Origin of the sequence: Rhizobium sp. Root1220, assembly GCF_001426265.1 — a bacterium.
Lineage (GTDB): Bacteria > Pseudomonadota > Alphaproteobacteria > Rhizobiales > Rhizobiaceae > Rhizobium.
On record NZ_LMDG01000013.1, the window covers coordinates 102,332 to 113,245 of the forward strand.

Genomic DNA, 10,914 nt, shown 5'->3' on the forward strand with positions numbered 1-10,914 from the left:
CGTCACTGAGGACAACGTCCCCGGCAACGATTGATCATCGCCGGGAATGTTCATTTACACGCGGATCCGGAATTCGCCAGTTCGGGAAAAGTAGTATTTGCCCGGTCTAGGATTGGCCAAGGCGTTTGCGAAGATCGGCGTTTTCGGCGCGCAGTTTTTCGGCCAACTGCTTCCTGAGGCTTCTATTTTCCTCTTCCAACTGGAGAAGATCAGCCATCTCGTCTCCCGCTGCAGCTGGCGATTTGGCTTCGACAGTCGGCTGTGGCGTAAGCATTTTGCGAGGCTTTTTTTCTGGAGGGGTTGTTTGCGAGGCAGATGGCGCTGCCTTCGTCCGCTTTACACGCGGCTTCCGTGTCGCCTTAGTGATTTCGGTAGTCGCAGCCAAAGCGCCGGCAGTTGCCGCGTCAAGCGACGCACTCTTTGGACGTGGCCCCCGACGTTTCTTCTCCGGGGCAGCTGGCACTACATCTGTGCTTACGCTGTCCGGGCTAACAACTGTGCTGGTCTCTTCGGCCATATGTCCCTCCTGTGGTGGCAGTGAAGTCTTTCGCTGACCCGTTGCAGGTGTCAACAGCTTCGTTTCGTTTTGTTGGCGCTCAGAATGACGGAGCGAGATCCTCATTGCTTGAGCGACCATCTCTGATTGCGCCTCGGCTTCAACGTCGCGGGAGATGGACTGAAGATCCAGGTTTCCCCAGATGGAGCTCGGTTTCTGTGCCTTGCGCCGGCTTCCGCCCTTATACTCAACCACGAACTCTTTTTGTGGTCGCTTCATCAATTTGGTCCTTGTGGTTGCTGCAGAGCCGAACCTTTCCGTTGGTGGTTCCGGTCAGGCGGATGGAACTAAGCTGCGCTCGGTTTTGCCTATCCGAGTTTTGGCGTCAAGTCACAGGCGCAGCGCCGACCTCGGGAGTGTCCCCGAACTTGAGCCGACGCCTGATCACGCTTCGTACCTTCAGTCCTGGTTGAAGGTTCTGGCCGACGACAAGCGGGCGATCTTCCAGGCGGCTGCCCACGCGCAACGCGCTACGGCATTTCTCCACGGACTACAGCCGGAAGCGGCCAACATTCGGGACGCTGCTTGAGCGCTTGAAGCTTCAAATCAACTTACAGTCGGTCGCCGCTCTCGGTGGTGGCCGGCTTCGTCGACGTGTCCGCGGGAGCCAGATCTTCCGTAGTGCTCAGGTCCAACTTTCCCCAGATCGACGGCTTGGGAGCGGAAGACTTCAGCTTCCGGGACTGCTTGATTTCGACGATAAACGGTTTCGTCTGCTTTGCCATAAATCCTCCAGGCAATGATTCGCGGGGCAACTCTATCGCCGCGAGCTTGTCTCGCAAGCGGACCTTGGGCGGACGTCATGCGAGGAATGTGCATATCTTAGTCGTAGCTACGAAAGGTCATTCCTCGCGAAACAAGAAAGTCTCTCCACGCCGCCCTTCACGGTGTTTCGGCCTTTGCGACTGCCATCGAGGCCGCAATGGAGCGGCCCGAAACAGCGAAAAGGAATACGACAATGGCTACCATCGGCACCTTCACCTCTACCGAAAACGGCTTCACCGGCTCAATCCGCACCCTCGCCCTCAACGCCAAGGCCCGCATCGCCCGCATCGAAAATCCCTCCGACAAGGGCCCGCACTTCCGCATCTTCGCGGGAGCCGTTGATTGTGCTGAGAACGTGATTATGCGGAGTGCCGGCTGCTGAAGGCTGGATTTGCCGGCGGTTGCGGTGGATTCTGCTCCGCATAATCCCGGAGCCTTCTGTGCCGCTGAGATCGATAGTGCGTCTTAAAATAGGGACGCCTTTGGCCTATGCTGACCCGCATGATCATTTAGGCGAAAGCTGCAAAGTTGACGGAAAAGAATGATGCTTGGGAGAACATTGCTCGCATTCGACGGCGGTTAGCCGAGCTGAGTGACGAGCGTATGGCGCTTGAGCGTGAGCTGGAAGCGCTTGAGCAACAGCTAACTTCCGATAGCCTGGCCAACGCCGAGAAGCCAGCCTTCACCGATGCCCCTGTTACCAACAGCTCGCCGTCGCTGGAGAAGGTGGAGGTATTCCGGCAGTTGTTTGCTGGGCGCCCCGATGTCTTTCCTGTGCGATGGGAAAATAGAAAGGATGGACGCACCGGCTATTCTCCATCCTGTTCCCACGAGTGGGCGAAAGGGATCTGCGGCAAGCCGAAGGTGAAATGTGGGGACTGCCCGCATCAGGCGTTCATCCCGTATTCCGAGAATATCATCGAAAAGCACCTTCGTGGCGGCGATGCCCGTTCAAGCGACTTTGTTGCCGGCGTATATCCATTGCTGCAAGACGAAACATGCTGGTTCCTTGCTGCTGACTTCGACAAAGAAAGCTGGGCGGACGATACCAGAGCCCTGCTCGCCACCTGTCGTGCAAAAGGAATTGCCGCAGCCCTCGAACGGTCGAGGTCGGGAAACGGCGGCCATGTCTGGATATTCTTCTCAGAACCCGTTCCCGCGAAGATCGCCCGACAACTGGGGGCCGCGCTGATAACAGAGACGATGGAGAACCGCCCTGAGATCGGCTTCACGTCTTACGATCGCTTCTTTCCCAATCAGGATACGATGCCAATTGGCGGCTTCGGCAATCTGATCGCGCTTCCCCTGCAAAGGAAAGCCCGTGAAAATGGCAACAGCGTTTTTGTCGATGGCGACCTGCAACCCTACGATGACCAGTGGGCATACCTGTCGTCTTTACCCAGGTTGTCGGCGGACGAAGTCTTCAGGATCGCCGACGAAGCCGAATTGTCGGGGCGGGTCTTGGGCGTCCGGATGCCAGTCGATGACGAACATGCCGATGAGCCGTGGAAGATGTTGCCGTCACGTCGGAGCGAGCCGCGGCGAATTGAGGCTGCGATCCCGCAAAGCATCAAGGTCGTGATCGCCGACCAGGTTTACATCGATAGGACCGAGCTTCCGTCCGCGCTGATTGCGCAGTTCGTGCGCCTGGCAGCATTCCAGAACCCGGAATTCTATCGCGCACAAGCAATGCGATTGCCGACATTCGGCAAGCCGCGGATCATCTCATGTGCCGAACTTCACCCACGCCATGTCGCGCTGCCACGAGGCTGCTTCGACGAAATTGTAGAGCTGATCAGGAGCCATGGCGCGACCGCCATTCTGGAGGATCTCCGCGAAGATGGAGAGGCTCTACCCGCCGGCGTCTCGTTCCAAGGGGAACTGCGACGGCCACAATCGCGGGCCTTTGATGCTCTTGTCGCCAACGATAACGGCGTGCTCGCCGCCACGACTGCCTTCGGTAAGACAGTTGTCGCAGCTGCACTCATCGCGCATCGGAGCCGCAACACGCTGGTTCTTGTTCACCGCAGGGAGCTTCTCACCCAGTGGGTTGAGCGTCTGAGTTCCTTCCTGAGTATCGACCCAAAGCAGATCGGCATCATCGGTGGCGGGAAAAGGAAGCCGACAGGGATCGTCGATGTGGCGCTGATCCAAAGCCTGGTTTGGAATGGCGAGGTCGATGACATTGTCGGCAATTACGGTCATCTGATTGTCGACGAGTGCCACCATCTGTCCGCTGTAAGTTTTGAACTTGTCGCTCGCAGATCCAAGGCGCGATATGTCGTCGGCTTATCTGCCACCGTTGCCCGAAAGGACGGTCATCATCCGATCATCTTCATGCAATGCGGGCCCGTTCGCCATCGGGTAGATGCAAGAGTTCAAGCTGCCGAGCGTGGTATTCGCCACCGTGCCCGCGACCGTTCGACCAAGTTTGAGTTGCCAGTGTCACTCGTCTCGGCAGAGCGCCCGTCAATGCCAGCGATCTATGCGGCCCTTGCGCAGGACCAAGGCCGAAATGACCTGATATTCGATGACGTGCTGAAATCTCTCGAGGCCAGACGTTCGCCCATCCTGCTAACGGAGCGGAAGGATCACCTCGATTATCTCCAGCAGAAGTTCGAGCCGTTCGTGAAAAATCTGGTGGTGCTGCGCGGCGGCATGTCGGCGAAGGATCGCAAGCAGGCCAACACGGCCTTGAATGTCGCGGATGATGATGAGCGCCTGATACTTGCGATAGGCCGCTATATCGGGGAAGGCTTCGATGACGCCCGGCTCGACACGTTGTTCCTGACCATGCCGATCGCCTGGAAGGGAACTCTGGCGCAGTATGTCGGCCGTCTGCATCGTCAGCATGATGGAAAGCGGGACGTCCTGGTCGTCGATTATGTCGACAGCACCGTTCCGGTGCTGGCCCGGATGGCCGCAAAGCGACGATTGGGTTATCGCGCGCTGGGCTATGTGATCGAATGAGGGCGCTCCGCTCGCAGCGGGGCGTCACCTTGCACTCCATCGGAATTATGCGGAGCAAAATCCGTCCCTACCGTCGGCAAATCTCGCCTTCAGCAGCCGGCACTCCGCATAATCACGTTCTCAGCATAATCGACATTTTGCGGTGCACCGCAAAACGTCGAACTCGGCGCCGCCTGGCAGAAGCGCTCGGAGCAGGCCGGCCGCGACTACCTCTCGGTCAAGCTCGACGACCCGAGTTTCCCCGCTCCCATCTACGCGACGCTCTCCGAGGTCGAAGGCGAAGATGGCTACCAACTGATCTGGTCCCGCCAGAATAAAGACTGAGGATCCAAGCCCCGCCCCGGGCGGGGCCATAGGCTCTCGGAAAATCTAAAGCCGGATCAGGCTTCGAGCCTGGTCCGGCCTTTTTTTGCTGCCACACGAGAGGGAGGGACAGCTGCTCAGAAACCGGAGTGTGCCGCTCGCGCATGACGGCCTCAAGGACGAGCGGTTCCCCCACTCCCTGGCCCTGCCGGTCGCTTGCGCGATCCCTGACCCCGCCATCCCCTTCCGGCCGCTGTCGTCGTCTTTCACGCTCAAGGAGATCAGACGATGACCTACGACATTGAAATCCAGATCGAGGAACTGCGGGCCGAGCTTCGTAACGCTTGCGACGTCGGTGACGTCGGAAGATCCAGACCGAGCTGGATGCCGCTCAGGCGGAGCTTTGCGGCCGCCGTCGCCCTGGTGAACGAGACCGTCGATCGGGAGCCTCCTTACTGAGGGGCAACCGACACGGCTTTCGTGTTCGTCGACTGTCGCGGATCTCCTGTGATCCCATTTCATCGACATCAGAGATGGTGCGTCTCGAGCGTCGTGCCGCAACCTGCTGCTGTCAGAATTTCCCCGCCTTCGGCTTCCTCGCGAGCCAAAATTCAGCCGTCCTCACCGCTTCCCTGCGGTCGTTCCGATCCAGCACTCCTTCCCGATCCGCCCTTTCATCCCCGCGATGAAACGCAATCAAAGGAGATCCATCATGCAACAGCTCGCAAAATTCTTGCACCTCACCGGCCGTCGCCTGCGCACTCTCGGCAAGGTCATCGGTCACTTCTTCAGGAAAGCAAAGCTCGGCTTGAAGCTCGCGATCAAAATCCCGTTCTTCATCGACATCGAGGTCAACTTCGAGACCGACTGGAACAGGCGCCGGTAAGGCGCCACCGACCCGCTGCGGCGGGTCGGTCTCTCAACACCAGGGCTCGCGCCTACCTGACCACGTTCGTGCCAGACCCTCTGAGACCAACCGATCGCCGAGGCTTCGTCCATCCCGGACGAGAACCCGAAGCTTGCGGCCGTAACGATCCGTATCGCGCCCTGGCCAGGCTTGAAGTTGGAATGGCCCCTCGTTGACGAGCTCGATCAACCGATCTGTTGCCTTGTCGCCAAGGGCCAGTTCCGACGCGCATTTCGGCGTGCTGATCTCCGGGGCGTCGATATCGGCAACCCTGACCTTCTGGCTGTTGATCCACAGCGTATCACCGTCGACGACACAGTTGTAACGGGCGCCGGACGCACATTTTGGGTACTTTGCTGGTTGACTGGACTGCGCGGCTTCAACGTGCGGGACAGAGGATATAGCCCCTAGTAGAACAGCGGCGGAGATGGCGCCTGTCAGAAATGATTTCACCTGATTGTCCCAGCGATGGCGGTAGATGGAGCGCAACTATCAGATTCGCTGGTTTGCTAATCTCGTTCGATAGCCACGGGCGCGCTTCTGTCGGGTCAGATCGAGGAAGAGGGCGACCGCATCCTGCTCCCGCTCGAAATGGTGGATCAATGTCTGGCCCTTGCTGCCGATCCGTCCCCATCGCCGGGTCAGGCAAAGTTCACCGAAGAGGTTGGCGTCGATTGACATGGCGTAGTAGCGAGCCATGTTCCTGGCGCGGTCTTTGCGTTCGACATAGAGCTGGTAGGGCTGTGCGATCATGACCGAGGATCGCGCGGGCTGAGTCTGCGGTCCAACGACAATTATGAATCGGTTCCGCGTGATCGATTCAATCTAGTGAAGCGTTCGCGATGTCAGGTGTCACGATGCCTTTCGCGGCCGCGGCGGCATTGGTCAGTACCCGAGATAGCCTAGGATATCTGCGCCAGATATACCCCTCCTCGTCGACATGAGCAATGACCTCGCCGGTGGCTTTATCGACCAATGCCTTGCCAGCTTCTCGGACGGCCGCCACCACTTCGTGGATGCGGCATTCCTCGATGGCGTCCTCGGCCGAAACCCGAGCCTCGCAGCCTTCCAATATCGCATTGATGGATCCTCCCGCGTTCAGATTGGTTCGGACGAAGCCAGGACTTCGGCGCGCTCATCGCGCTGTTGAAACCTGTTCTCGCTGAGCAAGCGCGCGCGTTTCTCGTAGCGATCGCTGGAGCTAACAGTGGCTTCAGCGATGACGCGCCAGATTGCAGTTTTACCGGCGAACTGGTTCATGATCGCGTCACGGATCAGTTCGATTGAAACGTTGGGAAGTCGCTCTTTAAGACTTTCGGGAGACGGTTCGATGAAGCCATGGCGCCCGGCGAACTGGGTAAAGGTTCCTGTTGTGCCGCCGTTCCAGTGATCGCTTTGGCGACCACATCGTGCCATCCAGATCTTCAATGAACAGGGATCCGAGTAGTCCACAGTTTACCGAAACGTGGCGAGTTTCCTCGTCATAGCCCCAAAATTTCTCGAGTTGAGACCGGTACGTGTTGCGGGTCGAACTGTTCGTCCCCCGCGCTTCTTGTATTCGACGACGTAACCATCTGCAGTCCCTTGAACGGCGTAAACTAAGCCAGTTCGGTGGAGGAGAACTTTGACCAGCCCGCACAACGGCCTTTTCAAAAATCCACGGCCACCAAGTGGCGTCATATCTAGTCGAAGGGTATTGTTTTGCGCGCTATCAATTTGACTGATCGTGGCATACTTCAATGCAGCAGTTTTGCTCATTTCAAGCTAGGCGATTGGGACGCGATAATAAACTTATCGGAAACGAACCGCTGCGCAAACGGCTTTGTAAAATTCTCACGGGCGGCGAGTAACCACACTCCTTGCTGGGCACCTTAAGGGGCAACGAATGGCGGAAGGCGGCCCAGATTGTTCACCGTGGTAGCTACTATCCGTCAGACGTCTGGATGTTGGCTGACGACAGCTCTGGCGCTTTCCACCGTACTCCGAAGCCCTGATCAGTGTCTTGAAGCAGGAGCACGCCAAGCTCACCAAATACGTCGCGAACCCGTTGAATGAAAATTGGCGCAGGACTTTTGGTCTCGCTGCTTTCGAAGCGAGTGAGAACGCTGCGATCTACACCTGCCCTCTGCGCCAATTGCGCTTGAGTAAGGTGCGCGAGAGCCCGTGCAGCTAATAACTGAGATCTTTTGAAGAGGTCAGTTCGCGGACGTGGAGTTTTCCACCGGACGCCTATTCCGCCCGCTTGATCGGCTTCAAGAAATAAGATCCCCGATTTCTCGTAAAAGTTGACGAGCTTGTATGCGTTTTGGGGCGGCCGGATGAAGTCACCGCGTTCCAATCGGATGACCACCCGTCTTTCAACACCCGCTCCTCCAGCGACTGTAGACTGGTCCAGTTCCAGCAGCGCCCGTGCTGCTCGTAAGGCATCAGGTAGGAAATCCATAGAAATTGAAAAAATGCTTCAGGGGCAGAATGTCAACATTATGTACCCAAGGTGCAATTAAGATTATCACAAGTGGGAATAATTGACGCAAGGTGTGGAATCATGGTTGAACATGCTTATGGAAACTGAAGCGGAAGCGAATCGGAGACAGCAAATGGCAGCACCTAGGGTGGTCATAATCCTCCTCGGACAGTCAAAACGCTACTGGCAGAGGCGATGGATTCAGCGTTGACCCGTGCGCCCGCGACGCTCGAAACCATCTATTCTATCGACAAACAAACAAAACGGATCAAAGGGACCTCAAAATGAGTGACAAATGGCTCGGCACCCCGCCCGACGTGATCGTTCAACGCCTGCGGTCGCTGCTCTTAGATCTCGAAAAGCTGGCCGCTCCCGGCGGCTCCACCAAACCCGAAGACGTTGTCGTCATCCGCAATTGTATGCTTGCGCAGCGTTCCGTCCCCTGCCTGATCGGTGAGATGATCGGACATCCGGACATCAAGGACGGCCCAGGGATTACCAGCGAGCTCTTTTTTCTTGACCGGAAGCGAAAGCTCGCTCGGAGTCTAAGCCGTTGGTACCGGTTTGAAGACGGCCTCCTGTGATGGCACTGTGTAGGGAGCCCCCAATGGACACCGCCTTAGCCGACAACCTTCACCGGTATATTTTCAAACTGCAGGAAGTAGCGGACCAGATGAAAGGCTCGCGAACCAGCGAGTCTCGTAAAGTGAACGGCAATAACGCGGCCATTGCCCTTAAGTCTGCAACTGACTTTCTGGCATATTGCGCTCTGGTAGCCCTCTTTCGCAGAAACATTTGCGGACTATCCCAACCGTCTTGCGTTGCCGTAATCTCCGTCCCGTCTCACTGGCAACTGACCGACGTTCACGACAGGATCAAAAGGGCATCAAAGTATGCCTCCATCCCACTTCCAAGCACCGGCGTGGGTGGGAAGTCGACGCGGCCGAATTCCTTGAGTCCGGCGAGAGGTTGATCATTTTCACTCAGGAGGGCTCCGTCATCCACGAGGACTTCGAGCTTGCTGCCACACTCTTCGATAAGCTGGCTGTATGCGATGTCAGGCACTTGCGAGCCCTTAGTGTGTTTCGAAGATGCGGCGAACTTACCGACGAACAAGCAGTGGTGATTGCAGAACAGGCATCCCAGCGAATGGAAGCGATCTTCCGCCGAGATCAGCCAGCGAGCCGGGCCGCGACAAAGCTATTGAAGGCCGCCAAGGTCGGTTCCGGCAATGAAAGACTCTTGGATGTCACCAAGGGCTTCGGCGAAGCAAGCGTGTGGGCTGATGCTCTAAAAAGAGACCTTAAGGATTGGCGACAAGGAAAGTTGCCGTGGGCCGAGGTGGACAAAGGTTGTTTGTTGTACGGGCCACCGGGGACAGGAAAGACACGCTTTGCGGCTGCTCTCGCGGCCTATTGCGGTCTGCATTTGGAAGCAACSTCGATTCCRAAGTGGCAGGCTTTTAAGGACGGCGACCTGGGTGAYATGTTGAAAGCTATGTACCAGGCTTTCAACGCCGCTAAAGAAAATGCGCCCTGCCTTTTATTCCTTGATGAATTCGACGCCATTGGYGACCGAGCCAAATTTCCTAGCCGCCATGAGCTTTATTCAACCACYGTCGTAAACGCTCTCTTGGAATGCTTGGACGGAACAGAAGGGCGTGAGGGCGTCATYGTCCTTGGTGCGTGCAACTAYCCGGAGAGGATCGACCCTGCTCTTTTGAGAAGCGGTCGATTGGAAAAACACGTCAGATTTCCTTTGCCTGACGTAACGGCGCGAGGAGAAATCCTTGAGTTTTCAGGACGTCAGATCGCAGGTACAAGTCCCGCCGCCGCTCGACGCCAAGACCCTGTATCGCGTAGCGATCCACGAGGCAGGTCACGCGCTTGTAACCCATGCCTTGCTGCTGGGTAAAATCGAGCGCGTTGAAATCTATGACAACGTCGAGAACTTTGCGACCATTGTGGACGCCAACGGCGGCACGTTCCTGCAAAGACCCTCCCGCGAGTTTCTAACCCGCTGGGACGCCATGAAAATGATCACGTCGGACATGGCAGGAGCAGCAGCCGAGGACCTGATTTTCGGAYACCGATCCAACTGGTCAACTGGAAACCAAGGCAGCGACTTCGCGAAGGCGACCACGTTAGCGATCCGAATGGTGACAGAATATGCCTTCGGAAATTCTCTCTATTTCCTTCCAGGATCAGTGGACATGACGTCTCCTTTCAAGCTTTGGGAGGACCTCGCACTGCGTGATGACGTCACGGAAATCCTTCAAGAGCAGTATCAGCGAGCAAGAGACATGCTCGATGGCCTCAAACCAACATTACTCAAACTGGCTGACGCGCTCGTTAAACACAAGCGCCTGGACGCTGTGCAGTTGGAACCGTACTGGCCAGGATCGCGGAAGTTCGCTCCGTCCACGACCCAAAACCGCAGCAGCCGCCGCCGACAACATTAGCGGCCTTCAACGCAGAATCGAACCCTACCGACCAACCACGCCCCGTATTTCCTATGCGGCGATGGAGGCTACATGAAAGCCTGGATCATCAGCGATATCCACGAAAGCCGCCTCGCCCGGTTTCTTCGCGACCCGCCCAAAGCTCCAAAAGCAGACATCTGCATATGTGCAGGCGACCTCGCGAACTTTATTGAGGACAGCATTGCCTACGTCCGCCGTGTCATCGAGCCAAGGATGCCAGTGGTGCTCGTGCTCGGCAACCATGACTACTACGGCAGCAGCATCAGCGGCGCACTGGAGCGGGCCCGGCGGCTCGTTGAAGGAAGCCAAATCCATCTCCTTGAAAACGAGACCGTGACCGTCGGTGACTGCCGATTCATCGGTGCGACTTTGTGGACTGATTTCGCTGTATCCATTGGCGATGACGAGCATATCCCGCCGGAAGAGAGGCGCGTCAAAGCTTTAGAACTGGTGCCKTCGCGCATGAT

At 57.1% G+C, this 10,914-nt stretch carries 12 protein-coding genes and 4 pseudogenes; 10 read left to right on the forward strand and 6 right to left on the reverse strand.

Features of this window, described 5'->3' with window-relative positions:
• Positions 1–106 precede the first annotated feature (106 nt).
• The gene (locus ASC90_RS28800; protein WP_156392913.1) at positions 107–775 is read right to left on the reverse strand and encodes a transcriptional regulator; all 669 of its coding nucleotides are present in this window, start codon (positions 773–775) and stop codon (positions 107–109) included.
• Positions 776–899: 124 nt separating this feature from the next.
• On the opposite strand from ASC90_RS28800, the pseudogene ASC90_RS29095 reads away from it, so the two are divergent.
• Positions 900–1,085 (forward strand): annotated as a pseudogene (locus ASC90_RS29095) (zincin-like metallopeptidase domain-containing protein); the annotation flags it as partial.
• A 22-nt stretch (positions 1,086–1,107) separates the two neighbouring features.
• Here ASC90_RS29095 and ASC90_RS29330 read toward each other — a convergent pair.
• On the reverse strand, positions 1,108–1,281 hold the full coding sequence (locus ASC90_RS29330) for a hypothetical protein (RefSeq protein WP_200950889.1): 174 nt from the start codon (positions 1,279–1,281) through the stop codon (positions 1,108–1,110).
• A 233-nt stretch (positions 1,282–1,514) separates the two neighbouring features.
• Between ASC90_RS29330 and ASC90_RS12580 the strand changes: the two are divergent.
• The 5 genes and pseudogenes from ASC90_RS12580 to ASC90_RS29335 all read left to right on the forward strand — a co-directional run.
• Positions 1,515–1,664: pseudogene (locus ASC90_RS12580) on the forward strand (DUF736 family protein); the annotation flags it as partial.
• 185 nt (positions 1,665–1,849) lie between these two features.
• Complete coding sequence (locus ASC90_RS12585) at positions 1,850–4,291, forward strand: DEAD/DEAH box helicase (RefSeq protein WP_056540535.1); 2,442 nt, start codon at positions 1,850–1,852, stop codon at positions 4,289–4,291.
• Between the two features lie 153 nt (positions 4,292–4,444).
• Positions 4,445–4,615: pseudogene (locus tag ASC90_RS28085) on the forward strand (DUF736 family protein); the annotation flags it as partial.
• A 267-nt stretch (positions 4,616–4,882) separates the two neighbouring features.
• Positions 4,883–5,053, forward strand: coding sequence for a hypothetical protein (locus ASC90_RS28805; protein WP_156392914.1), 171 nt, complete (start codon positions 4,883–4,885; stop codon positions 5,051–5,053).
• Positions 5,054–5,306: 253 nt separating this feature from the next.
• Positions 5,307–5,480, forward strand: a complete 174-nt coding sequence (locus ASC90_RS29335) for a hypothetical protein (RefSeq protein WP_200950890.1) — start codon at positions 5,307–5,309, stop codon at positions 5,478–5,480.
• A gap of 33 nt (positions 5,481–5,513) precedes the next feature.
• Here the strand turns inward: ASC90_RS29335 and ASC90_RS12595 are convergent, their stop codons facing one another.
• The 3 genes from ASC90_RS12595 to ASC90_RS12610 all read right to left on the reverse strand — a co-directional run bounded on the left by ASC90_RS12595 (position 5,514) and on the right by ASC90_RS12610 (position 6,917).
• Complete coding sequence (locus ASC90_RS12595; RefSeq protein WP_056540596.1) at positions 5,514–5,954, reverse strand: thermonuclease family protein; 441 nt, start codon at positions 5,952–5,954, stop codon at positions 5,514–5,516.
• A gap of 39 nt (positions 5,955–5,993) precedes the next feature.
• Positions 5,994–6,254, reverse strand: coding sequence for a WGR domain-containing protein (locus ASC90_RS12600; protein WP_056540542.1), 261 nt, complete (start codon positions 6,252–6,254; stop codon positions 5,994–5,996).
• 345 nt (positions 6,255–6,599) lie between these two features.
• Positions 6,600–6,917 (reverse strand): hypothetical protein, encoded by a 318-nt coding sequence (locus ASC90_RS12610; RefSeq protein WP_056540545.1) that lies wholly within the window; start codon positions 6,915–6,917, stop codon positions 6,600–6,602.
• Positions 6,918–8,249: 1,332 nt separating this feature from the next.
• Between ASC90_RS12610 and ASC90_RS12620 the strand changes: the two genes are divergently transcribed.
• Positions 8,250–8,549 carry a hypothetical protein gene (locus ASC90_RS12620; RefSeq protein ID WP_056540550.1) on the forward strand — a complete coding sequence of 100 codons (300 nt, stop codon included), beginning with the start codon at positions 8,250–8,252 and terminating at the stop codon, positions 8,547–8,549.
• 280 nt (positions 8,550–8,829) lie between these two features.
• Here the strand turns inward: ASC90_RS12620 and ASC90_RS29880 are convergent, their stop codons facing one another.
• A complete protein-coding gene (locus tag ASC90_RS29880; RefSeq protein WP_244480373.1) occupies positions 8,830–9,030 on the reverse strand; it encodes a hypothetical protein in 201 nt (66 codons plus the stop codon).
• 84 nt (positions 9,031–9,114) lie between these two features.
• On the opposite strand from ASC90_RS29880, the pseudogene ASC90_RS29885 reads away from it, so the two are divergent.
• From ASC90_RS29885 to ASC90_RS12635, 3 genes and pseudogenes are all read left to right on the forward strand, one after another.
• Positions 9,115–9,666: pseudogene (locus tag ASC90_RS29885) on the forward strand (ATP-binding protein); the annotation flags it as partial.
• A gap of 88 nt (positions 9,667–9,754) precedes the next feature.
• Entirely contained in the window at positions 9,755–10,426 is a 672-nt protein-coding gene (locus tag ASC90_RS29890) for a hypothetical protein (RefSeq protein WP_056540564.1), read from the forward strand.
• 72 nt (positions 10,427–10,498) lie between these two features.
• The coding region (locus ASC90_RS12635) for a metallophosphoesterase (protein WP_200950891.1) at positions 10,499–10,914 on the forward strand (416 nt) is incomplete at its 3' end.